Below are 26,495 nucleotides of genomic sequence, written 5' to 3'. Positions count from 1 at the left end.
CCTATGCCCGCCGACAGTGGGTGCCCGCCGACCGCCGGGGCCGCCCGACCGCGGGGCCGCTAGACCGATCCGCCGCGACTCTCGGTCTCGTGCCGGTCGGCCCCGGGGTGGAGAAGTCCTCGGCGGGTGGCCGGCAGATCGGTCGCCAGCCGAACCGACCAGGCGCCGACCATGAACAGCAGCACGCCCAGCGTGGAGGCGGGGGCCTGGGGATGCAGCACCATCCCCTCGCGGCGGATGATCTCCAGCCCGACGAAGAGCAGGATCGCTCCGTAGAGGGCCAGCCGGCCCGACTGACGGGTGCCCACCGGCGGGATCAGGGCCTGTTCGACCCGGCTGATCAGCGGCACCAACAGGATCAGCAGCGGGATCGACAGCAGCCAGTACATCGGGGTGCTGAGCAGGAACGGGATCGGATGGCCCACCGCCATGCTGGGCAGCAGCAGGAGCCCGACGGCCGCCGCGATGATCGGGATGTGCCACAGGTAGATCGTCATCGCCAGCGCGTTCACCACCGCCAGCACCCGCTGGAGCCGGGCGGCCCGGCGCAGCCGGTCGCCGAAGTAGTGCTCGGCGAGCGCCAGCAGGGCGAACTCGGCCAGCGCCAGCAGCGCCATCGGCGTCGTGGGGGGCACCAGGTTGGAGGTGTCCTGGTCGCCCACGCCGACCGCGGCCGCCGGGTAGGGCACCAGCCGGAGCAGCGCCACGATCCCGGCCGCGGCGCCGGCGATGATCAGCAGGCTGCGGCGGATCGGCCCGCGACGCAGCCAGCCGCGGGCATAGCCGATGCCGAGCTGGTGGGCGAAGAGCCAGACGAACAGGTGGTTGAGCTCCCGGACCTCCGGTTCTCCGGTGAGGAACCCCGCCGCATCGACCAACAGGGCCAGAGCGAGCAGGACGATCGGGACCCGCAGGCCCCAGCGGTCGTGCGCCCGGACCATCGACGGGGCGAGGAGCACGATGACGAGGTAGGCGGAGATGAACCACAGCACCCGGGTCGCCATCAGGCTGAGGTACTCGGCGGTGCGCAGTTGCCCGACCCAGGCGAGAACGGTGGCGACGATCGTCACGAAGCCGACGTAGACGGTGAGTGGGCCGATCAGCCGTCGGGCCCGCTCGGCGAGGTAGAGGCCGTACGTCCGTCCCTCCCGGACCACCCGGTCGACGACCTGGACGTTGGCGAAGCCGCCCGCGACGAAGAACAGCGGCATCACCTGGAGGAACCAGCTGCCCACCCAGCCGGCGAGTCCGACCGTACGCATCGTCAGGGTCAGCTGCGGCTGCCGGTCGGGTCCCATCGTCATCGCCAGCTGGAAGTACGACAGGTGGAACCACACCACTACGAGGATCGCCAGCGCCCGGGCCAGGTCGACAGGAACGTTGCGCGGACGCCGGTCGGTCATCATCCTCCTCGTGTGGTCAGACGTTGAACCCCATCGCACGTAGCTGGTCGCGACCGTCGTCGGTGATCTTCGCCGCCGTCCACGGCGGCATCCACACCCAGTTGATGTGCAGGGCGTTGACCATCCCCTCGAGGGCGGCATCCGCCTGGTCCTCGATCATATCGGTCAACGGGCAGGCGGCACTCGTCAGCGTCATGTCGACGACGACGCTCGAGTCCTCCTCCACGTGCACACCGTAGATCAGCCCGAGGTCGACGACGTTGATCCCGAGTTCGGGGTCGACGACGTCCTTGAGTGCCTCGAGCACCTCGTCCTCGGACAGCCGGGACAGCGAGGACGCCCCGATCACGGCAGGTGCTTCCTCGACCTCGGGCACCGGGGAGGCGGTGATCCCCTCCGGGCCGGCGGTCGGGACGGCGGTGGACCCGGCCGGGGCGTCGCCCATGAGTTCACGGTCCCGCACCCGGTCCGCGGGAGCGTCGGCGTGGTTGGTCATACCCGGTCCTCCTTCATGGCGGGTTCCTTCCTGGCAGGCTCGTGTGCGGCGGATCGCGGCGCAGCAGTCCGTGCCGTCGCGGGGCCCGTGGCCGGTGTGTCGGCGGTCGCGCGGATCAGCGCGTCCCGCAGCGCGGACCAGCTCAGCAGCGCGCACTTGACCCGGGCCGGGAACTTCGACACGCCGGCGAAAGCGATGCCGTCCTCGAACTCGTCCTCGTCGGGTTCGATCCGGCCCTGCGACTCCATCATTTCCTTGAAGTGCTGGTAGAGCAGCTGGGAGCCCTCGATGCTGCGCCCGATCACCAGGTCGGTCATCACCGACGTGGAGGCCTGCGAGATCGAGCAGCCCTGCCCGTCGTACGACACGTCGGTGATGGTGTCGCCGTCGAGGGCTACCCGCAGGGTGATCTCGTCACCACAGCTCGGGTTGACGTGATACACCTCGGCGGCGTACGGATCGCGCAGGCCGCTGTGGTGCTTCTCCTTGTAGTGGTCCAGGATGATCTCCTGGTACATCTCCTCGACGTTCACTCCTGCTCCTCCACGAGGCGTGCCTGCGGCGCAACACGCGAGTCGCCGCGGCGCGTCCGGGCAGCGGCGCCCGCCTCCCGGTGGCGGGTCCGGGACGCGGAGCGCGGCCGGTCGAAGAAGTCCCGGGTGTGGTCGAGGGCCTCGGCGAGCGCCTCGATCTCCTGCTCGGTGGTGTAGAGGTAGAACGACGCCCGGGTGGACGACTGGATCCCGAACCGGTCGTGCAGCGGCCGGGCGCAGTGGTGGCCACCGCGGACCGCGACGCCGCGCGCGTCGAGCATGGTCATCACGTCGTGCGGGTGCACCCCCTCGAGGGTGAACGAGATCGCGCCACCCCGGTCGACCGCCTCGGTCGGGCCGAGGATCCGCAGGCCCTTGACGTCGGCCAGCCGCTTCAGGGCGTAACCGGTGATCCGCTGCTCGTGGGCGGCGATGTGGTCCATCCCGATGCCGTTCAGGTAGTCGATCGCCGCCGCCAGCATCACCGTCTCGGCGATCGGCGGGGTGCCGGCCTCGAACCGGTACGGCGGCGGGGCGTACGTCGACCCCTCCATCCGGACGACCTCGATCATCTCCCCGCCGCCGAGGAACGGCGGCAGCTGCTCCAACAGGTCGTAACGGCCCCACAGCACGCCGAGCCCGGTCGGGCCGAGCATCTTGTGGCCGGTGAAGGCGACCAGGTCGGCCTCCCAGGCCTGCACGTCGGTCGTCAGCTGCGGCACCGACTGGGACGCGTCGATCACCAGCACGGCGCCGACGGCGTGCGCCATCCGGGCGACGGTGGTGACCGGGTTGATGGTGCCCAGCACGTTCGACTGGCGGGTGATCGCCACCACCTTGGTGTGCTCGTTGACCAGACCCTCCGCCTCGGCCTTCGCCAGGTCGAGCCGTCCCTCCTCGGTCACGTCGAACCAGCGCAGCGTCGCCCCGGTGCGCTGGCAGACCAGCTGCCAGGGGACGAGGTTCGAGTGGTGCTCCATCACCGAGACGACGACCTCGTCGCCGGGACCCAGCCGGGAGCCGAGGGTGTTCGCGGCGAGGTTGAGCGCCTCGGAGGCGTTCTTGGTGTAGATCACCTCGCGCGAGTCGGCGGCGCCGATGAATCCGGCGATCTTCGCGCGGGCGCCTTCGTACGCCGCGGTGGCCTCCGCGCCGAGCAGATGCATGGCGCGGGCGACGTTGGCGTTGTGGTGGGCGTAGAAGTCGGTGATCGCCTCGATCACCTGGCGGGGCTTCTGCGAGGTGTTCGCCGAGTCCAGGTAGACCAGTGGGTAATCACCGACCGTACGCTCCAGCACCGGGAAGTCCTTGCGGACGGCCTCGATGTCGTAGCCGTCGGCCGCCGACCGGGCCGGCCCACCGGTGGAGGTCAGGGTGTCAGGCATCGATCCGGGCCGCCTTCACGTACTTGTCGTAGCCCTCCGCCTCGAGTTCCTCGGCCAGCTCGGGGCCGCCCTGGGCGATCATGTGACCATCGACGAAGACGTGCACGACGTCGGGCGTGATGTAGCGCAGGATCCGCGTGTAGTGGGTGATCAGCAGCACACCACGGTCGCCCTGGGCGATGAAGCGGTTGACCCCCTCGGAGACGACGCGCAGCGCGTCGATGTCGAGGCCGGAGTCGGTCTCGTCGAGGATCGCGACCTTCGGGTTGAGCAGCTCGAGCTGGGCGATCTCGTGGCGCTTCTTCTCGCCGCCGGAGAAGCCCTCGTTGACCGACCGCTGCGCGAAGCTGGCGTCCAGGTCCATCCGGGCCAGCGCCCCGGTGACCTGCTTGGTCCAGGTGCGGATCTTCGGCGCCTGGCCGTCGACGGCGGTCTTGGCGGTGCGCAGGAAGTTCGCCACCGACACGCCGGGCACCTCGACCGGGTACTGCATGGCCAGGAACAGGCCGGCGCGGGCCCGCTCGTCGGTGCTCATCGCCAGGATGTCGGCGCCGTCGAGGGTGACGGTGCCGCCGGTGACGGTGTACTTCGGATGCCCTGCCAGGGTGTACGCCAGGGTCGACTTGCCGGAGCCGTTCGGCCCCATGATCGCGTGGGTCTGGCCGGAGCGGATGGTGAGGTCGACGCCCTTGAGGATGGGCTTGGGGCCGTTGTCGGTCTCCACCTGGACGTGCAGGTCGTGGATCTCGAGGGTTGCCATGGGTGGTCTCCTGGGTTGGACGAAGTCGGGAAGGGTGCGGTCAGGCCTGGACCGGGGCGGCCGGCGCCGGGGCGCCGACGGTCGCCGAGAGCTCCTCGGTAACGGCCGCCAGCAGGCGCTGCTCGATGTCGGGAACGCCGATCTTGGTGATGATCTCGGTGAAGAAGCCGAACACCACCAGCCGGCGGGCCTCCGCCTCCGGGATGCCGCGACTCTGCAGGTAGAACAGCTGCTCGTCGTCGAACCGGCCGGTGGTGGCGGAGTGCCCCGCCCCGCCGATCTCGCCGGTCTCGATCTCCAGGTTCGGCACGGCATCGGCGCGACAGCCGTCGGTGAGGACCAGGTTGCGGTCCGTCTCGTAGGTGTCGATCCCCTCGGCGGTCTTGCGGATCAGCACGTCGCCGATCCACACGGTGTGCGCGCCCTCGCCCTGCAGCGCCCCGCGGTAGTCGACCCGGGAGACCGACTTCGGGGTGGCGTGGTCGACCAGCAGCCGGTGCTCGAGGTGCTGGCCGGCGTCGGCGAAGTAGACGCCGTACTGGTGCAGCTCGCCGCCCACGCCGGCGTAGTCGGTGGTCTGGGTGAGCCGGACCAGGTCGCCGCCGAGCGTGGCGGTCACCGCGGTCACCGACGCATCGCGCCCCACCCGGACCGAGGTCTGTCCGGTGTGCACCGCGTCGTCGTCCCACAGCTGCAGCTCGACCAGGTTGACGGTGGCCCCGTCGCCGACCAGGACCGAGACGTACGCGTCGTACGTCGCGGATCCGCGGTGCTCCAGGACGATGGTCGCGGTGGCGTGGTGACCGACGGTGATCACCAGGTGCTCGTGGACGACCGTCTCGGCGCCGGTGCCGGTGAGGGTGAGGATCACCGGCGTGGTCACCTCGGTCTCGGCCGGGATGTCCACCCGGACGGCGCCGTCCGCGTTCGCCGCGGCGAGGACGGCCAGCCGGTCCATCGGGGCCCGGCCGCCGAGGGCGCGGGCCTGCTCGCCGGAGATCCGGGTCAGCGTGACGCTCTCGGGCAGCGTGGTCTGCCACTGCAGCCGGTCACCGGTGGCCTCGGCCTCCAACAGCCCCCGCAGCCGCTTCAGCGGCGTGAACCGCCAGATCTCCTCGCGCCCCTTCGGCACCGGGAAGTCGGCGACGTCCCAGGACGGGGTGGCGTGCAGGTGGGAGGCGATCTTCGGCAGGCTGGGCACACGCGGAGCGGCCGCGCCGTCCGTGGACGGGCGGGTGGCGGGCTCGGCGGCGGTCGTGCCTTCGGTGGAGGCGGTATCGACGGACAACGGGGTCACTCTCTTCGATGCGTACGGGTGGTCGTCGTACGGGGCGTACGGGTGGGACGGACGGAGGCGGCGGATCAGCCGACGGCCCCTTCCATCTGCAGCTCGATCAGCCGGTTGAGCTCCAGGGCGTACTCCATCGGGAGCTCCTTGGCGATCGGCTCGATGAAGCCACGCACGATCATCGCCATCGCCTCGTCCTCGGCCATGCCGCGCGACATCAGGTAGAACAGCTGGTCCTCGGAGACCTTGGACACGGTGGCCTCGTGGGCCATCGACACGTCGTCCTCACGGATGTCGACGTACGGGTAGGTGTCGGAGCGGGAGATGGTGTCGACCAGCAGCGCGTCACAGCGCACCGAGGACTTCGCGTTGTGCGCCCCCTCCTCGACCTGCACCAGGCCGCGGTAGGAGGCCCGGCCGCCGCCGCGGGAGACGGACTTGGAGATGATCGAGCTGGACGTGTTCGGCGCCAGGTGGACCATCTTCGAGCCGGTGTCCTGGTGCTGCCCCTCGCCGGCGAAGGCGATCGACAGCGTCTCGCCGCGGGCGTGCTCGCCCATCAGGTAGACCGCGGGATACTTCATCGTGACCTTGGACCCGATGTTGCCGTCGATCCACTCCATCGTCGCGCCCTCCTCGCAGGTGGCGCGCTTGGTGACGAGGTTGTAGACGTTGTTCGACCAGTTCTGGATGGTCGTGTAGCGCACCCGGGCGTTCTTCTTGACGATGATCTCCACCACCGCGGAGTGCAGCGAGTCCGACTTGTAGATCGGCGCGGTGCAGCCCTCGACGTAGTGGACGTAGGAGCCCTCGTCGGCGATGATCAGCGTCCGCTCGAACTGGCCCATGTTCTCGGTGTTGATCCGGAAGTAGGCCTGCAGCGGGATCTCGACGTGGACCCCCTTCGGCACGTAGATGAACGAGCCGCCGGACCACACCGCGGTGTTCAGCGAGGCGAACTTGTTGTCCCCGGCCGGGATGACGGTGCCGAAGTACTCCTCGAAGATCTCCGGATGTTCCTTCAGGCCGGTGTCGGTGTCCAGGAAGATCACGCCCTGGCGCTCGAGCTCCTCGTTGATCTTGTGGTAGACCACCTCGGACTCGTACTGGGCGGCGACGCCGGCCACCAGCCGGGCCTTCTCCGCCTCGGGGATGCCCAGCTTGTCGTAGGTGTTCTTGATGTCCGCCGGCAGTTCCTCCCAGGAGGCGGCCTGCTTCTCGGTGGAGCGGACGAAGTACTTGATGTTGTCGAAGTCGATGTCGTCGAGCCCGGCACCCCAGGTCGGCATCGGCTTGCGCTCGAAGAGCTTCAGCGCCTTGAGCCGGCGCTGCAGCATCCACTCGGGCTCGTGCTTGAGCCCGGAGATGTTGCCGACGACGGCCGGGTTGAGCCCGCGCTGGGCGGCAGCACCCGCCTCGTCGCGGTCGTGCCAGCCGTACCCGTAGTGGCTGAGCGCATCGATCTGCTCGGCCTGGGTGAGCTGCGGCTCGTTGGTCACCTGCGTCATCGGTCAGCCCTCCTGGTGGGTGGCATCGGTAGTGGCACGCGCCGCGGCGGCGGGTGCGTCGGTCGGGGTCCTGGCCGGGGTACGCGTCGTGGTGGGCGCGTCGGCCGGATGGGGGTGGCGGCGGCCGGAGACGGCCGCCGGGTCGGGGATGTGGGTGGTGCACACGCCGTTGCCGTCGGCGATCGTCGCGAGGCGCTGCACATGGACGCCGAGCAGCCGGGAGAACACCTCGGTCTCGGCCGTGCACAGCTCGGGGAACTCCACCGCGACGTGGGACACCGGGCAGTGGTGCTGGCAGAGCTGCTCGCCGGTCCAGGCGGGCTGCATCGTCGCGACGTAGCCCTGGTCGTTCAGCGCGCGCGCCAGTGCCTCGGGGGCGGCGATCGCCTCCCCCTCGGCGGCGGCCTCTTCGAGGATCACCTGGTAGCGCCGGACCACGTCGGCGACCCGGTCCTCGGCGAACCGCTCGATCGCGGGGTCGCCGGCCAGCGCCTGCAGCTGCCGCAGCGCCTGGATCGCCAGCTCGTCGTACGAGGAGGGGAAGTGGGTGCGGCCGGCGTCGGTGAGCAGGAAGACCTTCGCGGGGCGCCCGCGGCCGCGGGTCCCGTAGACTCGTTGTTCCTCGCTGCGCAGGTCGCCCTCCTCCTCGAGGACGGCCAGATGGCGGCGGACGGCGGCGGGGGTCAGGTCGAGCCGCTCGGCGAGCTGACCCGCCGTCGACGGGCCGTGCTCGAGGATAGAGCGGGCCACCCGCTCCCGGGTCGTCCGCTCGGCGTCGGGCACGCTGGGCATGGGCAACACCGTCCGCTCCGTCGCGGTGGCCGGCTGACCATCGGACGGACGCGTCGTGTCCACCCGGGAAGATTTCACAACGCCATTGTTGCCTTAATCAGGACGAAGTCAAACCGCCGCCGTGCCGCTGCCGCATGATGGACGGTGTCAGGGTCCCGCGGCCGGGGCACTGATGCGTTTCGCCCGGGCCGGAACCCCCAGATACCTGGCCAGGCCCCAGACCGCCCCGACCACTGAGCCCGTCGGTCAGGCCGCGCCGTCGAGGAAGGACCCCACCAGCTGGGCGAACTCCCCCGCCTTCTCGATCTGGGTCCAGTGCCCGCAGCGGCCGAAGACGTGCAGCTGGCTGTCGTCGATCCAGTCGAGCAGCGTCAACGAGTTGGACAGCGGGATGACCTTGTCGTCGCGGCCGTGCACGATCAGGGTGCGGTGCCGCACCGTACGGACCTCGTCCTCGGTGTGCGCGAGCCCGTCGACACCGTGCTGACGCGGGACGGGGAACATGCTGGAGAACGCCTCCTGTGCGCCGGGGCGGACGCTCGCCCCGTAGCGCATCCGGACCAGATCATCGCTGATCAGCGCGGGATCGTACGCGAAGGTCTCGCGCATCAGCCGGCCCATGTTCTCGATCGAGGGCTGGTAGCCCCAGACCCGGTCCAGGCCGTCGGTCAGTTCGAAGGGCACTCCGGCGGCGCCCATCAGGATGACCTTGTCGACCCGCTCCGGGTGGTGGATGGCCAGCGCGAGGGCCATCGAGCCGCCGAAGGAGTTGCCGACGACGGAGGCCTTCTCCACCCCGAGGGCATCCATGAAGGCGATCATCTGGTCCAGCCAGACCTGCCGGCTGTAGGTGATGTCTCCGGGCACCTCGGTGTAGCCGAAGCCGGCGAAGTCGGGTGCCAGCAGCCGGTACTTCGGCGACAGTGCCCCGATCAGCAGCCGCCAGTTCGCCCAGGCGCTGACGCCGGGGCCGGAGCCGTGGAACAGCAGCACCGGCGCGCCCTCGCCGACGTCGTGGTAGTTCGTGACGATGTCGCCGGTCCGGACGGACCGGCCGATCTCGGGGTTCGACTCGCTCATGGTGGGTCCTTTCGGGGGCGCCTCGTTGCGGGCCCGGTGGTTCCTGGGCAATCGCCGTTCACGCTAGGCGCGGCGGCAGGTGGTGTCCACAGGATTGCCGCCCTGACGAACACGGCGGCAGCCCTCTGATCGATTCGCAAATGGGACCGGCTTGGCTCAGATCGGCAGCGCCAGCGCGGCGAGGGCCTCGTCGACGACGGCGGTCTGTTCCTCGGGTGAGGCCTGGGCCTGCTCGAGCCGGCCGATCTTCACCGAGCTGTTCACCACCAGCCGGCACCGCTTCTCCCGCCGGGCGGTGAAGGCGGCCAGGGCGCCGGGCACGTCGCCACCGGCCTGGGCGATCTCCTCGGCCAGGACGAGGGCGTCCTCGACGGCGATGCCGGCGCCGGAGGCCAGCTGCGGCGTGGTGGGATGCGCCGCGTCCCCGATCAACACGACACGTCCGACGTGCCACGGAGCGGGCAGGACGAAGGCTTCCAAGGGCCGGAAAATCACCTCGGTGTCGTCGGTGATCGCGTCGCGGATCCGGCCGGCGTGCCCCCCGTAGCCCTCAAGCAGGCTGCGGAGCTCGGCCGGCAGGGTCTCCGGATCGCGCCAGATCTTCTCCGTGCGCTGGTTCACGAAGAGATACATCTCAGTGTCGGACACCGGGGTGAAGCCGACTTTGTTCCTCCCGCCCAGGAAGAAGTGGCGCTGGTCGACCCCCTCGGGTCGCTCGGTGAAGATCCGCCAGACGCTCTGTCCGGTGTATTCAGGCTTCGGTGCCTCCGGGAAGATCTGCTCGCGGGTACGCGAGTTGATGCCGTCGGCACCGACGACCAGGTCGTACCGGCCACTGGTGCCGTCGCTGAAGGTCACCTTCACTCCGTCGGCGTCCTGCTCGAGCCGGTCGACCGACAGCCCGAGACGGACGTCGGTGCCGGCCTCTCGGACGTGCCTGGACAGGATGCTGTGCAGCACCGGTCGGGTGATGCCACCGCAGCCGGCCACGCCGGCCTCGGCCGGGATCGGGGTCGCGATCTCCCGGATGAACTCGCCGTCGACCGTGCAGACGCGAATGCCGTCGCCCACGTAGCCTTGCGCGGCGATCTCGTCGTAGACGCCGATGTCCTTGAGCGCACGCAGGGTCGCACCGGTAATGGTGATGCCGGCACCGGTGGGACGCCAGTTGGTGTCGATGTCGATCAGGTCGACGTCCGCACCGAGGCGGCCGACGGTGATGGCGCTGCACATGCCGCCGGTGCCGCCGCCGATGATCAGGACCTTAAAGGTGTCGGGGATGGTCATGGTGTCACTCCTGTGTGATGGGCCCGAAGTGGTGGGTGGCCGAGGTGATGGGTGAGCGAGGGTCAGGCGGCCCGGTCAGCCGGACGCCGCCAGACCAGGCGGGCGGTACGGGCCTCGGCGGTGCCGTCCTCGAGGCGGGCCTCCAGGGCGAGGGTGCCGTCCTCACGGAGAATGAAGCGGCGACGCTGGTCACCACCCTCCCAGTTGGGGAAGAGACTCAGGTCGACGTGGTGGACGACGGTGTCGCCCTCGATGTCGTACGTCCCGGCGTAGGCGAGCACGGACGAATAGGCGGCAGCCTTCTCCACATCGGCAGCGTTCCACTGTCCACCGGTGGTGAAGGGCGTACGGTCCGCCCGGGCGATCAGGCAGACCATGTCGCCGTCAGGGGTGTAGCGGATGAAGCCCTCCAGCTCCTCGCCCAGGGGATACACCTGCCGACCGTCGTCGAAGTCCTGCACCCAACTGACGATGTCCCAGCGCCCGGTGACGTCCGCCATCGGCTCGTTCCTTCCTGTGGTCCGGACGGGGTCGGCGCAGTGATCGTGCTCCATGAGGTGCTCGGACTCCGTCCCGTGACCGGTCGCGGTGCCCCGGACGGAGTCCACCCCGAGCAGGAACGCCGTGACGACGGCGTCGTGCTGCTCCGCGCTCTCGAACTGCGCCCAATGCCCGGTGTCGGCGGCGCAGTGGAATCGGCCGTCCCGGACCCGGTCGGCGAGATACCGGCCGTATGCCGGAGGGGTGCGGTTGTGGTCGCCCCAGTAGACGAGCGTCGGGCAGGCGATCTCCCCGGCCATTGGGTCGGACACCCGGTGACGACGGACCGCGTCACCGGTCTGGTACTCGGTGATGAACCGTTGCTGCACCGCCGCCAGCGCCGGCTGCCGGTACAGCGCCTGGCGGATCAGGATCGCCTCGTCGGTGATCCGTTCCGGGTCGGCGAGGATTCGGGTCATCCGGGTGCGGACGTTGTCGTAGGTCGGGTTCCGCAAGACGTCCAGGGAACCGGCGAGGTTCGACGCCCAGTTCGGCTCCACGAAGCCGGGGATGGCACCCTCCGCCGGGTCGAAACCCATCGTGGTGGTCAGCACCAACCGGCCCACCCGCTCCGGATGGCGCAGGGCCAGCTGCATGGCGACCCAGCCGCCGAGCGACTGCCCCTCGACCGCGGCCGTCTCGATGCCGAGCACATCCATCACATCGGTGACCTGGTCGACCAGGGGCGGGATCAGCTCCGGGTCGAAGTCCTCGGTCTGGGAGCGTCCGTGCCACAGGAAGTCCAGCGCGATCACGTGGAAGTGCCGGGACAGCCGGGGAATGTTGCGCACCCAGTTCTCCAGGTGGCCTCCGGTGCCGTGCAGCAGGACCAGCGCGGGCCCCTGCCCCGCCTCGAGGACGCGGGTCCGGTAGCGGCCCCGGAGGATCCTGACCTGGGTATCGAGCAGTTCGACCCACGTGGTGGTGGCCGGCCCCGCGTTCGTCGAGGCAATGATCTCCGGCGCTGCAGTCACCGTCCCGGGGGTGGTCATCCGACCACCATCGATTCCGGGTCGCGCGGGTCATTCGCGGCCGGCCGACTGCCGGAGATCGGTCCGCGCAGCGTGCCGTCCGACTTCTCCAGCCCGAAGGTCCACTGGGAGAATATGTGCGCCTCGGCCGCGAAATCCTGTGGCTCCCACTGCTCGGTAACCATGTCCTCGTCGGCGGCGTACTCCCACGAGCCGCCGAACGGGGTGAGAAAGTACCAGAAGCAGGCCGAGGAGACCAGGTGTCGGCCCGGGCCGGCGAAGGTCTGCCACCCCTTCGCGTCGAAGGCCTGGCCACCGAGGATCACCTCGTGCACATCCCGGACCTTCCAGGCCAGGTGGTTGAAGCGGGTCCCCGGCTGCTTGGCGTTCATGAAGAACACGTCGTGGTGGTTGCCCTCGGCGGAACAGCGGGCAAAGATCCCCCGGTTGGCGTACCGGTCGGAGACCCGGAAGCCCAGCCGGTCGAGGTAGAACTGGGCAGCCTGCCAGGCGTCATCGACGCCGATGGCCAGGTGGCTGAGCTGGAACGGCTCAGCGCGGTCGTAACGGGCGGCGCGGCTGTCGATCCGATCGGGCTGCTGCGGGGAGTTGTAGCGGGTCACGGCATAGTCGACCTTCTCCCGGCGGGTGATGCGGAACGCCAGCCGGAAGCCGAGGTCGTCGTGGCTGCGCAGCACCCCGTCCGGACCGATGACCGCCTCCCGATCGGTGGCCAGTTCCCGACGGAGAGCCTCCAGATCGTCGGCGGAGCGTACGCCCCAGGTGATCTCGGCCAGACCGCTGGCGTCCCCGACCGGGGTGGCCCGCGGGTCGGACAGGTCGGTACGGACGAATTCGACACGGGAACCGTCGATGGCACGGAACTCCGCGGAGTCGTCGAGGCGGGTCAGTCCCCAGTCCTCGGCGAAGCGGGTGGCGGCCGCCAGGTCCTCGACGGCGAAGCGCAGTTCCTCCAGGCCGGTGAGGCCGTAGTTCTTGGTGGTGGTCACAGGTCGCCTCCTCGGCGATGGGGGTGGGTCGAAAGCTGGTGCGCGGCGTCAGCGGGCCGGCGCGGTCAGGCCGCCGGTCGCGTCAGCGGGCCGGCGCGGTCAGGACCGCGCGGTTGAGCAGCCCCTGGTCGGCCACGACGGTCTGGCCGGTCATGATCGTGTTGTGACGCGATGCCAGGAAGGCGTAGACGGGTCCGTACTCCTCGGCGGTGGGCAACTCCCGGAGCAGCGACACGCGCCGGAAGGTGGACAGGAAGGCGTCCTTGGGGATGGCGTCCTGGGTGGCCCCGGCGAGCCCGAGGGTGCCCGGGCCGGCCAGCTTGCTGCCGGCGATCCCGGCGGGGGCCACCCCGTTCACCCGGATGTCGGGGGCGAACTCGAAGGCCAGCTGGCCGACCAGGCTACGGATCGCCCCCTTGGTTGCCGTGTAGACGGCCCCTCCCCCGTCAGCGGCGTACGCAGCGGTGGAAGAGGTGAGGACGAGGGCGCCCTGACGGGCGGCGAGTGCCTCGCGGAACACGCTGGCCACCAGCAGGTGGCCCAGCACGTTGACGTGGAACACCTCGTCGAACAGGGTCGCGAGTCGCCGGGGGGCGATGTCGGCGACCGGGACCTGTCCGTCGAAGATGCCCTGGCAGGCGATGACGGCGTCGATGTGGCCGTACGTCGCGAGGATCTCCTCCCGGGCCGACTCGACGTCGGCGAGCTCGGTCACGTCACCGCGGATGGTCAGGACGTCGGAACCGAACTCCTCACGCAGCTGCTCGACCTTCGCCGTCGAGACCTCGAGAACCGCGACCCGGGCCCCTTCGCCGAGACAGTGCCGTACGACCCCGAGGCCCAGCCCGGATCCTCCACCGATCACGAGGACTACGTCGTTCTCGAGCATCTGCATGGTGCGGACCTTTCGTGATCAGAGGAAGACGCCGAGGTTCGGCGTGTGCAAGATGGCGGTGGCCAGGACGGCGTGGCGACGGAACAGTTTGAGCCCGGTGTCAGTGATCCGCAGTCGGTCGGTCCGGCGGACAGGGATGATGTCGCCGAGTTCGTCGTGGCCGCGCTGGCGGTAGAGCAGGACGGCACTCTCGACGTTGATCACGTCCGGGAGCTCGCCCCGCTCGACGATGACACTGCCGACGACCCGGAGTGTCCGGGACGGGGCCACCTCGGCCCAGGCCTGGCCGGTGGCCAACCGCTTCACCCGTAGCGCGAGCAGGTACCTGTCGTCACGGATGCGGAAGGCGCCGGCGCTGGTCTCCTCGTCGTAGTCGAACTTCGCGGCGCGGATCGGCACCTCGTAGAGGACGTCGTCGTCGATCATCTCCAGCCACTGGTCATAGCGGCGCTCGTCGAGCAGTTTGGCCTCGCGAGCCAGGAAATCCTCGGCCAGGTGGCGCAGCTGCTCGGCGGTCAGGTCGACCTGTTCGCTGGTCATGCCAGGGCCCCCTGCTTCTTCTCGGTCTCGGCGATGGCGGCCAGCGCGGTTTCGGTGCTCGCCGTCGTCCCCACGGTCTCGGCCCCGCCGGCCGCGATCCCGGCGGCCCTGATCTCTGCTGGCTGGGTGGTCTTGTGCGAACGCATCTCCTTGACCCAGCGGCGGTAGAACTCCTCCTGGAGGTACTCACCGAGGATCGACTCGTAGTACCTGCCGGGACCCTGCCACTCGGGGTCGGGCCCGTTGCGCTTCTGCCTGAGGTGCAGGCGCATACCGGCCTCCCGGGCCCAGGAGCTCTTGCCCGCCTTGGCGATGCCCTCCCAGACGACGGTGTCGTCCTGCTCGAAGACACCTCCGGAGCCGAAGCCGTACTGGCCGGCGAGGTAGGCCTTGTCCTTGTACTCCTGAGGGGCGCAGGTGTATTCGAACTCCCAGGTCCACAGCTCCATCACGCCCGGCGCGACCGGCTGCCAGACGCGGATATTGGTGAACGGGATCGGCCACTCGTTCTCCTTGTACGGCTGGGGGAAGCGCAGGTAGCTGAGGTTCGGGAAGATCGTGCCGATGGTCGGCGGGCGGTTCTCGATCATCTCCCGCTGCACATCGTCGAGACGGTCGAACTGGAACTGGCTGCGCACCTCCTCCGGATAGCCCCACAAGGTGAACGGCGGCGCGATCAGCTCGTGGATCGAGTGACCGATGAAGCTGTTGCCGTTGCCGAAGTCGTAGCCGTGGGCCGCCACCGCGACGTTGTTCAAGCCGGGGATGAAGCCGTCCAGGGTGTTGGAGTAGTGGGTGGTACCGACGTGGTAAGCGTCGCCCGCGAAGTTCTCCGCACCGTTCTTCCAGTCCGCCTTGACGGTGAAGACCTCCGGCGGACCGAGCACCTCCACGCCGTCCTCGTGCAGGTTGAAGATCGCCTCGAAGGCCCACACCGCGTCGCCGAGCGCCTCGCGCAGCGGCGGAACGTCCTCGGACAGCGAGGCGAAGACGAACCCGAACAGGGTCTCCACCTTGGGCGCGCGCAGCAGGCCCCAGTCACGCGCGTCGAGCTTCTCGCCGTACGCGTCCTTCATCAGCGGGGCACCGGCCCAGTCACCGTCGTTCTTGTACGCCCAGCCGTGGTAAGGGCATTTGAAGACCGAGGTGTTGCCGCTGTCCTCGTGACAGATCTCCGTACCGCGGTGGCGGCAGTGGTTGTTCAGAACGCGGATCGTGCCTGTGCTGTCGCGGACCAGGATGACCCGGTCCACGCCGATCCGGCGCATCACGAAGTCCCCCTTGTTCGGGATCTCCGACTCGTGACCCATGAAGACCCAGTTCTTCGTGAAGATGCGCTGCATCTCGGCGGCGAAGATCCGGTCGTCGTTGAAGATGTCGACGGGCAGCAGGCTCTCGTCGAGCGAGGCCTCGACCCGGTCGACGACGGCGTCGATGTACGCGGCGTCGTCCGGGCTCGGGGATTGGTACCGGTGCATGGGTTCTCCTTCGAACCTTTGGCGGGTGGTGTGCGGTGGCCGGGAAACCGGCCCACGCGGGGTGTCGGGGCGGGGCGGGGCGGGTGCGTGATGGTGGGGAGGGTGACGGTGGACAGCGGTGCCGGTGCCGGCCCGGAGCAGTGGCCCTGTATACGGGTCCGGCGTACCGGTCGGTCCTGTCTCGATCGCAGCGGGCTCAGGCCCCGGCTCGTGCGGTGGTGATGCCCGCGTGGGCCAGCGCCTCGTCCCAGCCGGCTCCGCACTGCAGCAGCTTCCTGTAGCCACGCAGGACGCGTCCGCACCCACGCGAGACGACGGCATGGATCTTCCCGCCGGCGCCGAACATCACCAGGAACTCGTCGTCGGCGTACGACCCGACCGCGAGGACGGACTCGTCGCCGCCCCGGCGACGGCCGTAGTAGTGGTACTTGCGGCCGAACATGTCGGTCCAGAAGTACGGCACGGTCCGGAACGCGGTGTCGGTGCCCCGGGCGATGTTGAGGCCGACGACCCGGCCCTGTTCGACCGCGTTCGTCCAGTGGTGCACCCGGACGAGCTCGTCGTAGAGCGGGTGGAAGTAATAGGCCACGTCGCCGGCGGCCCACACCTCGGGGAGGTTCGTCCGTCCCGCCGCGTCGGTGACCACACCGCCGTCCAGGCACAGGCCCGAGTCCTCCAGCCATTCGATGTTCGGGGTGACGCCGATGCCGGCGATCACGCACCCGCTGGGGTGGGTGTGTTCGATGCCTTCGCGGTCGGTGTAGCGCAGGACGTACCCGCCGGCCTCGCCGCCGATCCCAGTGACGAAGGTCTCGGCGCGCAGATCGACACCGTGGCGGCGGTGCTCATCACGGATGATCCCGGCGACCTCCGGGCCGATGATGTGGTCCATCGGCAGCGGATGGGCGCCGAAGAGGGTGACCTCCTTGCCCCGCTCGCGCAGGCTCGCCGCGACCTCGAGACCGATGAATCCGGCGCCGACCACGGTAATCGCCTCACTCGCTGCGACGCGGTCACGGATCACGGCCAGGTCCTCGCTGGTCCGCATCGTCGGCAGTACCTCTCCCTCGTCGGTGGTGAGGGTGCGGTTGCGGACGCCGGTGGCGATCACCAGCACGTCGTACGGGAACTCCTCGCCGCCGTCCGCGACGACGACCCGGCGCTCGGGGTCGAGCCGGGCCGCGCTGACGCCGGTGCGCAGCCGAAGGTCCTTGTCCGCGAAGTGCTGGGGGCTACGCAACGCACGGACCTCGGGCTCGCCGGTCCCCGAGAGCAGGGCCTTCGAGAGGGTCGGCCGATCGTACCCGGCCTGCTTCTCCGCGGTGAGGAGGGTGATCAGGCCCTCGTGTCCGCCTTCCCGTAGACCGTCGGCCGCGGCCAGGCCGGCAGCGGAGCCTCCGACGACGAGGACGTTCTTCGGCTGACCCATGATCAGCCGATCGCGATGAGGGTGATGGCCTGCGCCGGGCAGCTGCGGACGGCTTCCTCGAGATCCTCCCGCTCGTCGTCCTCTGCGGCGTCGCGCAGCAGGACGGCGATGGACCGGCCGGCCGGGACATCGAAGTGGTCGGGGGCGATGCCCATGCACAGCCCGTAGGCCTGGCACTTGGAGGTATCGAGTGTGATGGAGATGCTCATGGCTTCCTTGCCTTCCTGCGCATCGTGGTGATGGTCGGTGGGAGCGCCGTGGGCGCTGGTCGATACCGAAAACCGTAGGACGTACGTCACATTTTGAAAAACGGTTGTTGATGATGATCCACATTGACTCCATCAATAGAGATGCACAGGTCAGGCCCGACCGTACGGGGGCGTACTGCGGTCAGATCGGCTGCAACAGGGCGGTGAACGACGCGTCCATCAGGTCAGCATGCTCGTGGCGATCCCCGCCGGTGATCTCGATCTCGCCCAGGCGACCGGAGTTGCGGACGACCATCGCACACCGGTCCCAGCGACGCCGTTCGAAAGCGGCCAGCGCATCCTCGACCTCACCCCCAGAGGACAGTTCCTCGGCCAGGACGATGGCGTCCTCGATCCCGATGCCGGCCCCCGACGCCAGGTGCGGCGTGGTGGCGTGCACGGCGTCACCGATCAGCACCACCCTGCCCGCATGCCAGGGCGTGGACACCAGCAGCCCCTCGAGGGGGCGGAAGGAGATGAGCGAGGTCCCGGAGAGGTGGTCGCGGGCGGACCGCACCCGCGGGTCGGTGAACCGCTCGAGCAGGGCTCCCAGCCGTGGCAGCAGCTCGTCGTCGGGCACCCGGCGGTGGACCGGGATGTTCTCGTTGACGAAGAGGTACATCTCACGGTCGGACACGGGGTTCAGCCCGACCTTGAGGTCGTCACCGACCCACAGAGTGGTGTGGTCGATGGCCGGATCGAGCGGCAGGACAGCCCGCCACACCCCCTGCCCGCTGTAGCGGGGGCCGGGGATATCGGGGAACAGTGTCCGGCGTGTCCGGGAGTACAGGCCGTCGGCGGCCACGACGACGTCGTAGCGGTCCCGGGACCCGTCGGTCAGGACGGCGGTGACGCCGTCGCCGTCGTCGATCAGGTCGGTCGCGGTGCTGCCCAGGTGAGCCCGGACGCCGGCGGCCACGGCGGCCTCCGACAGGATCCGCTGGAGCGTCGGTCGCATGATGGCACCGTTGCCCGGGACATCGTCCCCGGCCACTCGGGGGGTGGGCAGGGCGGCCAGCGGCCGTCCCTCAGCGGTGAGCACGTCCGTCCCGTCGAAGGCCGCTCCCTCGGCGAGGTACCGATCCAGGACGCCCAGGGTCCGCAGGGCCCGCAACGTGGGGCCGCCGATGCTGATCCCGGCACCGTACGACCCCCACTCGGCACTGATCTCGACAAGGTCGACACGTACGCCACGCTTCGCCAGCTCGAGGGCAGCAGAGGTCCCCGAGAAGCCTCCGCCGATGACGAGAGCGGATTCAGGCGTGGTCATGCCGAGTGCCCCTCTCGAAGCCGGGCTGGTCAGGGTGGACAGGGATCGGCAGGTCGACAACCGGGGTGGAGTCGACGGCCGGATGCAGCGGGTCGAAAAGGGCCTCGGGGTCAGGGTCATGCACCGTCACACCGGCCATCAGGACAACGGTGAGGACCGCGGCGGCGAAGGCCGCGATGGCAGCCACCAGGAGACCACGGGAGAACCCGTCACCCAGGGACTGCAGGGCGATGCCGGACGCCAGCGAGCCAGGGGCACCCTGTGGCAAGCCATTCACAGCCAGCGGGCCGGCGAGCTGGTTCACCTGCTGGGCCGCCTGCAGGTCCGCCGGTGACAGACCGGCGGTGCCGAGGTTCCGGTCGAAGGCGCGGGCGGCGTGGCCCAGCGCGATCGAGCCGACCAGCGCCGGACCGAGAGCGAAACCGAGGTCACGGATCATGTTGATGGTCGCACTGCCCATGCCGACCAGGTGCATCGGCACGTTGTTCAGCGCGACGGCCGTCATCGAGTTCAGAGCCAGGGCGAAACCGAAACCGACCAGTAGGCACGGCACGACCAACGGGGTGAAGGAGTGGTGCGTGACGTCCAGCCGGCTGAACACCAGGGTGCCGATCCCCATCAGCGCCCACCCGCCGGCGAGCAACCACATCGGACTGACGACCCGGAGCAGACGGGACAGCAGCGGCACGAGGACGAAGGTCGGGGCCTGGACGATCACGAAGGCCAGTGCAATCATGATCGGCGGCATGTGCTGGACCGGGCCGAGCCACATGCTGACGCCGTAGCCGAAGCCCAGAAAAGTGAACATGCCGAGCACCGCGACGAGCGCGGTGGACGCGAAGGCCCGATCCCGGAAGAGGCCGAGGTGCAGGATCGGCGAGGCGACCCGGTTCTCGATCAGCACGAACAGGCCCAACAGCACCGCCCCCAGGACGAAGGCGCCGATGATACGCGGACTGCCCCAGCCGTCCTCGGCCCCCTGGATGACGCCGTAGAGGACGAGCAGCAGACCGGCGGCGAAGGCAAGCTGGCCGGGGACGTCGAGCTTGCGACCCTCGGGCGCGGAGGACTCCACGGCGAGGAAGGCGGTCAACAGCAGAGCAACGACGGCAATGACGGCCAGGAACCAGTACGACAACCGCCAGTTGCCGCCGGACGACAGGATGCCGCCCGCCAATGGCCCGGCCGCACAGGCGAGGGAGAGGGCTCCGGCCCACATGGCGATCGCCTTGGCCCGCTGGTCGGCGGAGTGGGTGATGGCGGCTACCAGGGACAGGGACCCTGGGAACATCGCGCCGGCCCCGAGGCCGTTGATCGCCGCACCGACCCAGACCACCTCGACGGTGGGGGCGAGCGCGGAGACGGTGCTGCCGACGAGCGCCAGGGCGGCGCCTCCGAGGACGAGCTTCTTGCGGCCGTACATGTCGCCCAGCACACCGAAGGTGAACTCGAACACGACGACGGTGACCATGAAGGCCGCGGTGATCCAGGTGAGCTGGATGCCGGAGATCCCGAGGGAGGACTGGAACAGGCCGTTCAGTGAGGCGGGCAGAGCACTGATGGCCTGGGAGACGAAGACGGCGGAGCAAGCAGCGATCAGGGTTCCCGAGTATCCGGTGACGGGCGGTGGCGTGGCGCGCACCGGGGCATGCACGGACGAGGGGGTGGTCATGGGGACTCCTTGGTGGTCGGGCGACGTCGGCCGACGCGGAACGGGCGGATGACCACGAAACTAAAGACTCTCGAATGTGACGGGAAACACATTCTTCCGTTACCAGCTATTGATCCGATCACTGGGTGCCGGCAGCGGCCAGCGCGGCGGCATGCTCGGCGAACACCCTGCGCATCCACCGGTGCCCGGGGTCGGCATCGTTGATGTCGGTCCACAGCAGCGTCTCGGAGAGACCGCCGAGCAACACAGGGGGTTCCAACAGGCGCAGGTCGGGGAGGATCGACGGGTAACTGGCGAGCCGGCTTGGGATGATGGTCAGCAGGCGGGTCCCGCGCACCACGAAGGGGGCGATACCCATCGTGGTGACCAGCTCGATCCGGCGCTCGATGCCGAGCGAATCGAGCTGGATCTCGACCAGTGACGGGAGCGCCCCGGACCCCCAGGCGTGGTACGGCATCGTGGACAGCTGCTCGACGGAGAGGCTGCCCCCGACATCCGGGTTGTCCCGATCGACGACGCACACGTAGCGGTCCCGGAACAGCACCTGGTGCCTGAACTTCCGATAGCCCGGGAGGATCTCCCTGGGAACCACGACGGCGTCGACGCGGTTGCGGCGCAGGTCCTCCTCGAATCCCTCTCCCGGCGGAAGGACGGTGAACCTCACCGCGGGCGCTTCGCGAGACAGCCGGGCCAACAGCGGCTGCAGGAAGGTCATCACCACGAAATCACTGGCGAGGATGGTAAAGGTCCGCGCATCGGCTGCGGGGTCGAAACCTCCGGCGTCACTGAGCAGCCGCTCCGTGTCGGCCAGCAATCGCCGGACCGGAAGTTCGAGGGCGAGCGCCCGAGGCGTCGGCACCAGGGCACGGCCGTCCCGGACCAGAATGGGGTCACCGAGCAGCTTGCGCAGCCGGCCCAGCGTCGAGCTCATCGCCGACTGTCCCACATGAAGCCGTTCGGCGGCCCGCGTAACGCTGTGCTCGGCAAGCAGAGCATCGAGCGCCACCAGCAGGTTGAGGTCCACGCGGTTCAGTTCCATGGCCGCCAGTATCCGCAAAAACATTGATTCGGTCAATATATCCATTCAATATTGATTGTTGGTGGCGCAGGTCTCACGCGACCTAGCCTCGTCACATCGCCCCGACCGGCACGGCGTCCGCAAGCCCCACGAGCCCACCTCAAGGACGAGGAGTCCACCCATGATCGAACCGTTCCGCCCCGTCACCCGGGTCCGCCACCTCGACCTCGCTGTCCCCCGGTACCAGGAGGCCGTCGGTTTCTACCAGGACCTGTGGGGTCTGGAGCGGATCGCTGACGACTCCGGGATCTCCTTCTGGGGCACCCCGGCCGATCCCGAGCAGTATGTGGTCCGGCTGCGCGAGGACGACCGAAAAGGCATCGACCTGGTGGCGTACGCCGCGAAGACCACGGCCGATGTGGACGCGCTGGCTGAGCGCCTGCTCGCCGGCGGCGTACGCCTCAACCGTGAGCCCGGTGCACTCGACACCCCCGGCGGCGGGTACGGGGTGCGGTTCTTCGATCCGGACGGCGTGCTCGTCGAGGTCTCGGCCGATGTCATCCCCAAGCCCTTCCGGCAGCTCGAGGAGCGCGAGTCGATTCCCCAGGCGCTGAGCCACCTCGTGATCAACACCCCGAACCTGGACGCGATGAAGGCGTTCTACGAGCAGTACCTGGGCCTGCGGTTGACCGACTGGCTGGGCAATGTGTTGTGCTTCATGCGCGCCGGGACGCAGCACCACATCCTGGGGCTCGGCCGCGGCCGGCACACCGCCGTCAACCACGTGTCCTTCGAGATGCGCGGCATCGACGAGTACCTGCGCGGCTCGGGTCGGCTGCTGCGGGCGGGCAAGGAGGTCCTCTGGGGTCCTGGCCGACACACCGCCGGCGACAACACTTTCGCCTACTTCCTCGACCCGAACGGCAACGTGCACGAGTACACCACCTCCCTGGAGGTCATCGACGACGAGCACCACGTCCCGCGAATCTACGACCTGGCACCCGAGACGCAGGACCAGTGGGGCTTCGGCGGCCCGATCACCGAGCGGATGCTCCAGGCCCAGGCCAACGACCCGGACCAGAAGCTCTGGGCCTCCTCGCCGGTCTGATGCCCGTACCCGATCTCGGAGGAAGCCACCGCGCCATGTCCCACAGCACCGTCACTCCCGCCTCCGGCACGCCGATCTCCGGAACGCACGGGTCACCCGTGCCAGCCGCCGGCGGCCACGGCTCCGTCACCACCCCGGCCGGACAGTTGCGCCTGCTCGGCGCTGCCGACGTCGAACGACTCGCCGACTGGGGCGAGGCGATCGACGCGTTGCGGACGGCGTACCGTCGCCACCTCACCGCCGAGATGGCGCCGATGCGCTCCATGGCCCGCGACACCGGCGTCTGGCTGCGCGGGATGACCGCCATCTCGACCTCGGGCGACCACGTCGGGGCCAAGCTCATCACCGTCAACCGGCAGAACGTCAAGGCCAGCTACACCATCCTGCTGATCGACCGGCAGGTCGGCACGCTACGGGCCATCGTCGACGGCAACCACATCACCGGCCTGCGCACGGCCGCGACCTCGGCGGTCTTCGTGGACGCAGCGGCGCCGCGCCGCCCGCTCTCGGTCGCCGTGATCGGTTCCGGCTTCGAGGCCTACAACCACCTGCTGGCCGTGAGCACGATCCGCGCCATCGCCTCTGCCACGGTGTTCAGCCCCCGCGAGGCGTCCCGGCAGTCGTTCGCCGAACGCGCGAGGGCCGGGACCGGCGTGGAGGTCCGGACAGCGGTGAGTGCGGAGGAGGCGGCCCGCGGAGCGGACGTCATCCTCTGTGCGGCCCGGTCCCGGGACGAATCCCCCACCCTGCGCGGGGCCTGGGTCGAGCCCGGGACGACCGTCGTCTCGATCGGTTCCACCCTGCCCGAACAGCGCGAGGTCGGCACCGACCTGCTCGCCGGGGCGGCCCGGATCGTCGCCGACATGGTCGAGGAGGTGACCGAGGACACCGGCGACTTCCTAGCCGCCAGGGCCGAGGGCATCGACCTCGACGGGCGGGTCTTCTCGCTCGCCGACATCGTCAGCGGCCGCCGGGCCGCCCGGGAGAACGACGAGGAGATCGTCGTCTACAAGTCGGTCGGCTCCGGCCTGCAGGACCTCGTCATCGCCGAGCAGATCCTTATCAGGGCCGAGCATCTCGGCCTCGGCACCGTCGTCGACTCGCCGATCCAGCCGATCAACAAGTGACCCCGGCGATCCGGACACGTATGTCCCAGGGATCGGCGGCCCCGCTGAGCCGACCCGGCCCACATCCACCATCAGCGAGCAGAGGAGCTACAGCATGGACTACCAGAAGAACGAGGCCCGCGAGTGGGCCTGGGAGCACCTCACCGGCGTCTCCGGTGTCACCCAGCCGTCGTTCGCCCCCGACCTGAAGATGCTGAACGCCAACGGCATCGCCCACGACGTGGACCTGATCGCCCGACTGGGCTACGACTACACGCTGATCATGGCCGAGACGAACATCACCCCGGAGGAGAACGCCGAGTTCACCGCGATCGCCCGGGAGGCCTCGGCGGGGCGTACGAAGCTCTTCTTCCACGCCGCGTTCGCCAGCCTGGAGGAGAACATCCACGCCGCGAAGCTGGCCGAGGCGAACGGGGCCGACATCGCGCTGCTGTCCTACCCGGCGCAGTTCTGGCCAACCTCGGAGCAGGAGATCTACGACTACACCAAGGCCTTCTGCGACGCCGTCGACCTGGCCGTAATGCTGTTCGCGATACCGCTGTGGGGCTTCGAGCGGGTGCACCCGGCCGGGATGCAGGTCTCGCTGGTGCGCCGGATGATCGACACCATCCCCAACGTCGTGGCGATCAAGGCGGAGCAGGGCTACCCGCAGCCGATCGGCTCGATCGAGATGTACCACCACTTCCGCGACGAGATCATCATCTCGCACCCGATCGAGAACCAGTGCCTGCCGCTGATGGACCTGATGGACATCCAGTTCTCCGGCACCTCGAACACCCAGTGGATGGGCGACTACTACCCGACCGCGTTCCGGCAGGCCCGCAACGGCCAGTGGGAACAGGCCATGGAGAACTTCTGGGGCACCATGCCGGCCCGACTCGCGAACGACGCGGTCGGCGCCTCGTACATGCCCGGCACCTCGACCCTCAATCGGACGTCGTGGAAGTACCAGGACTGGCTGGCCGGCTTCAACGGGGGCGCGCTGCGCCACCCGATGACGCGGCTGCCCGACAAGCACATGAAGTCCCTGCGCGCCGGCCTGAAGGCCGCGGGTCTGCCCTGCACCGACGACCCTGACGAAGCCTTCCTGGCCGGCCGGGTCCGGGCCTGAGCCCGGGACCGAGAGGAACGAGACAGTGACCATGACCAGCACCCTGACCACCGGCACCCTCGGCACCGTGACCCCGGGATCGGCGTACGACCTAGCCCTGCAGGGCCGCCAGTACATCGGCGGTGAATGGCGCGCCGCGTCCGACGGCGCCAGCTTCCCGGTCGAGGACCCGGGCAGGGCCGAGACGATCGTCGAGGTCGCCGACGGCACCCTGGACGACTGCCTCGACGCCGTGACGGCGGCCGACGAGGCCGCCGCGGGCTGGGCCGCCACCCCGCCCCGGCAACGGGCCGAGATCCTGCGGCGTTCGTTCGACCTGATGATCGCCCAGAAGGCCGACATCGCCCGGTTGATCACGCTGGAGAGCGGCAAGGCGTACGGCGAGGCCCTCGGCGAGGTCGACTACGCCGCGGAGTTCCTACGCTGGTTCTCCGAGGAGGCCGTCCGGGCCCTCGGCAACGTCAGCACCGCGCCCAGCGGTGACTACCGGATCATCACGACCCTGCACCCGGTCGGGGTCTCGCTGTTCGTCACCCCGTGGAACTTCCCGGCCGCGATGGCCACCCGCAAGATCGGCCCCGCCCTGGCCGCCGGCTGCACGACCGTGCTGCGCCCGGCGAAGGAGACCCCGCTCACCGTGCTGGCGATGGCCCGGGTCTTCGAACAGGCCGGCGTCCCGGCCGGCGTGGTCAACGTCGTCACGCCGCGCAGCTCCTCGGCCAGCGTCGCCGCTATGATGGCCGACAAGCGGGTTCGCAAGATCTCCTTCACCGGCTCGACCGGCGTCGGCAAGATCCTGTTGGAGCAGGCCGCCCGGCGGGTGCTGCGTACGTCCATGGAGCTGGGCGGCAATGCGCCGTTCATCGTGTTGGAGGACGCCGATCTCGACGTCGCGGTGAACAGCGCCATGGTCGCCAAGCTGCGCAACGGCGGCCAGTCCTGCACCGCCGCCAACCGGTTCTACGTCCACGAGGCGGTCGAGGCCGAGTTCAGCAGCCGTTTCGCCGAGGCGATGTCGAGGGTCACCGTGGGCCATGGCCTGACGCCCGGCGTCGAGTTGGGTGCCATGGTGACCGGCCAGGAGCGCGACGGCATGCTCGCCCTGATCCAGGACGCCCACGACCGCGGCGCCACGGTCGCCCAGGGCGGCGATGCCGTGGACGCCCCCGGGCACTTCCTCCAGCCGACCCTGCTGCGCGGCGTCCCGCTGGACGCCCGGGCGATGGAGGAGGAGATCTTCGGCCCGGTGGCCCCGGTCGCGACCTTCACCGACATCGACGACGTCATCGCGCGGGCCAACAGCGTCGACGTCGGCCTGGTCTCCTTCGTCCAGACCCGCGACATCGGCAACGGCCTGGCGATCGCCGAGCGCCTCGAGTCCGGCATGGTCGGCATCAACCGCGGCAAGGTCTCCGACCCGGCGGCCCCGTTCGGCGGCTGGAAGGAGTCCGGCGTCGGCAAGGAGGGCGGCCACGAGGGCCTGCTGGAGTACCTGGAGAGCAAGTACACCGCGGTCTCCTGGTGAGGGCACGTACGTAAGGAGCAA

Annotated in this window: 23 protein-coding genes and 1 pseudogene; 4 read left to right on the top strand and 20 right to left on the bottom strand. The window is 69.4% G+C overall.

Annotated elements, in window-relative coordinates:
• Nucleotides 1–59 precede the first annotated feature (59 nt).
• The 20 genes and pseudogenes from R0145_RS06260 to R0145_RS06165 all read right to left on the bottom strand — a co-directional run bounded on the left by R0145_RS06260 (nt 60) and on the right by R0145_RS06165 (nt 21,624).
• The gene (locus R0145_RS06260) at nt 60–1,403 is read right to left on the bottom strand and encodes an acyltransferase (protein WP_317839508.1); all 1,344 of its coding nucleotides are present in this window, start codon (nt 1,401–1,403) and stop codon (nt 60–62) included.
• 16 nt (nt 1,404–1,419) lie between these two features.
• Nucleotides 1,420–1,848, bottom strand: coding sequence for a metal-sulfur cluster assembly factor (locus tag R0145_RS06255; protein ID WP_317840159.1), 429 nt, complete (start codon nt 1,846–1,848; stop codon nt 1,420–1,422).
• 47 nt (nt 1,849–1,895) lie between these two features.
• Nucleotides 1,896–2,432, bottom strand: coding sequence for a Fe-S cluster assembly sulfur transfer protein SufU (gene sufU, locus R0145_RS06250; protein WP_317839507.1), 537 nt, complete (start codon nt 2,430–2,432; stop codon nt 1,896–1,898).
• 113 nt (nt 2,433–2,545) lie between these two features.
• Nucleotides 2,546–3,817, bottom strand: a pseudogene (locus R0145_RS06245) (cysteine desulfurase); the annotation flags it as partial.
• The gene (gene sufC / locus R0145_RS06240; protein ID WP_317839505.1) at nt 3,810–4,577 is read right to left on the bottom strand and encodes a Fe-S cluster assembly ATPase SufC; all 768 of its coding nucleotides are present in this window, start codon (nt 4,575–4,577) and stop codon (nt 3,810–3,812) included. The gene sufC and the pseudogene R0145_RS06245, both read right to left, overlap by 8 nt.
• A gap of 40 nt (nt 4,578–4,617) precedes the next feature.
• Entirely contained in the window at nt 4,618–5,865 is a 1,248-nt protein-coding gene (sufD, locus tag R0145_RS06235) for a Fe-S cluster assembly protein SufD (protein WP_317839504.1), read from the bottom strand.
• A gap of 74 nt (nt 5,866–5,939) precedes the next feature.
• Nucleotides 5,940–7,373 carry a Fe-S cluster assembly protein SufB gene (gene sufB, locus R0145_RS06230; RefSeq protein ID WP_317839503.1) on the bottom strand — a complete coding sequence of 478 codons (1,434 nt, stop codon included), beginning with the start codon at nt 7,371–7,373 and terminating at the stop codon, nt 5,940–5,942.
• A gap of 3 nt (nt 7,374–7,376) precedes the next feature.
• Nucleotides 7,377–8,165, bottom strand: a complete 789-nt coding sequence (locus tag R0145_RS06225; protein ID WP_317839502.1) for a metalloregulator ArsR/SmtB family transcription factor — start codon at nt 8,163–8,165, stop codon at nt 7,377–7,379.
• Between the two features lie 246 nt (nt 8,166–8,411).
• Nucleotides 8,412–9,245 (bottom strand): alpha/beta fold hydrolase, encoded by an 834-nt coding sequence (locus R0145_RS06220; RefSeq protein ID WP_317839501.1) that lies wholly within the window; start codon nt 9,243–9,245, stop codon nt 8,412–8,414.
• Nucleotides 9,246–9,401: 156 nt separating this feature from the next.
• Nucleotides 9,402–10,532 (bottom strand): FAD-dependent oxidoreductase, encoded by a 1,131-nt coding sequence (locus R0145_RS06215; RefSeq protein ID WP_317839500.1) that lies wholly within the window; start codon nt 10,530–10,532, stop codon nt 9,402–9,404.
• Nucleotides 10,533–10,594: 62 nt separating this feature from the next.
• Entirely contained in the window at nt 10,595–12,064 is a 1,470-nt protein-coding gene (locus R0145_RS06210) for an alpha/beta fold hydrolase (RefSeq protein WP_317839498.1), read from the bottom strand.
• Complete coding sequence (locus tag R0145_RS06205) at nt 12,061–13,053, bottom strand: VOC family protein (RefSeq protein WP_317839497.1); 993 nt, start codon at nt 13,051–13,053, stop codon at nt 12,061–12,063. The genes R0145_RS06210 and R0145_RS06205 overlap by 4 nt, the downstream gene beginning before the upstream one ends.
• An 82-nt stretch (nt 13,054–13,135) precedes the next feature.
• Nucleotides 13,136–13,948: an SDR family oxidoreductase gene (locus R0145_RS06200; RefSeq protein ID WP_317839496.1), complete on the bottom strand. Its 813-nt coding sequence runs from the start codon at nt 13,946–13,948 to the stop codon at nt 13,136–13,138.
• 18 nt (nt 13,949–13,966) lie between these two features.
• On the bottom strand, nt 13,967–14,488 hold the full coding sequence (locus R0145_RS06195) for an aromatic-ring-hydroxylating dioxygenase subunit beta (protein ID WP_317839495.1): 522 nt from the start codon (nt 14,486–14,488) through the stop codon (nt 13,967–13,969).
• A complete protein-coding gene (locus R0145_RS06190) occupies nt 14,485–15,966 on the bottom strand; it encodes an aromatic ring-hydroxylating oxygenase subunit alpha (RefSeq protein WP_317839494.1) in 1,482 nt (493 codons plus the stop codon). The genes R0145_RS06195 and R0145_RS06190 overlap by 4 nt, the downstream gene beginning before the upstream one ends.
• Before the next feature lie 196 nt (nt 15,967–16,162).
• A complete protein-coding gene (locus R0145_RS06185; RefSeq protein WP_317839493.1) occupies nt 16,163–17,395 on the bottom strand; it encodes an FAD/NAD(P)-binding oxidoreductase in 1,233 nt (410 codons plus the stop codon).
• Nucleotides 17,396–17,397: 2 nt separating this feature from the next.
• A complete protein-coding gene (locus tag R0145_RS06180) occupies nt 17,398–17,604 on the bottom strand; it encodes a ferredoxin (RefSeq protein ID WP_317839492.1) in 207 nt (68 codons plus the stop codon).
• 181 nt (nt 17,605–17,785) lie between these two features.
• Nucleotides 17,786–18,913: an FAD-dependent oxidoreductase gene (locus R0145_RS06175; RefSeq protein ID WP_317839491.1), complete on the bottom strand. Its 1,128-nt coding sequence runs from the start codon at nt 18,911–18,913 to the stop codon at nt 17,786–17,788.
• Complete coding sequence (locus tag R0145_RS06170) at nt 18,900–20,585, bottom strand: MFS transporter (RefSeq protein ID WP_317839490.1); 1,686 nt, start codon at nt 20,583–20,585, stop codon at nt 18,900–18,902. Before R0145_RS06170 ends, R0145_RS06175 begins: the two co-directional genes overlap by 14 nt.
• 118 nt (nt 20,586–20,703) lie before the next feature.
• Complete coding sequence (locus tag R0145_RS06165) at nt 20,704–21,624, bottom strand: LysR family transcriptional regulator (RefSeq protein ID WP_317839489.1); 921 nt, start codon at nt 21,622–21,624, stop codon at nt 20,704–20,706.
• A 160-nt stretch (nt 21,625–21,784) separates the two neighbouring features.
• Between R0145_RS06165 and R0145_RS06160 the strand changes: the two genes are divergently transcribed.
• The 4 genes from R0145_RS06160 to R0145_RS06145 all read left to right on the top strand — a co-directional run bounded on the left by R0145_RS06160 (nt 21,785) and on the right by R0145_RS06145 (nt 26,474).
• A complete protein-coding gene (locus tag R0145_RS06160) occupies nt 21,785–22,711 on the top strand; it encodes a VOC family protein (RefSeq protein ID WP_317839488.1) in 927 nt (308 codons plus the stop codon).
• Between the two features lie 35 nt (nt 22,712–22,746).
• A complete protein-coding gene (locus tag R0145_RS06155) occupies nt 22,747–23,838 on the top strand; it encodes an ornithine cyclodeaminase family protein (protein ID WP_317839487.1) in 1,092 nt (363 codons plus the stop codon).
• Nucleotides 23,839–23,932: 94 nt separating this feature from the next.
• Nucleotides 23,933–24,949, top strand: a complete 1,017-nt coding sequence (locus R0145_RS06150) for a dihydrodipicolinate synthase family protein (protein ID WP_317839486.1) — start codon at nt 23,933–23,935, stop codon at nt 24,947–24,949.
• A gap of 31 nt (nt 24,950–24,980) precedes the next feature.
• The gene (locus R0145_RS06145; protein WP_317839485.1) at nt 24,981–26,474 is read left to right on the top strand and encodes an NAD-dependent succinate-semialdehyde dehydrogenase; all 1,494 of its coding nucleotides are present in this window, start codon (nt 24,981–24,983) and stop codon (nt 26,472–26,474) included.
• Nucleotides 26,475–26,495: the final 21 nt, after the last annotated feature.

This window comes from Raineyella sp. W15-4 (genome assembly GCF_033170155.1).
Lineage (GTDB): Bacteria > Actinomycetota > Actinomycetes > Propionibacteriales > Propionibacteriaceae > Raineyella.
This window is presented reverse-complemented; position numbering and strand designations above follow the sequence as displayed.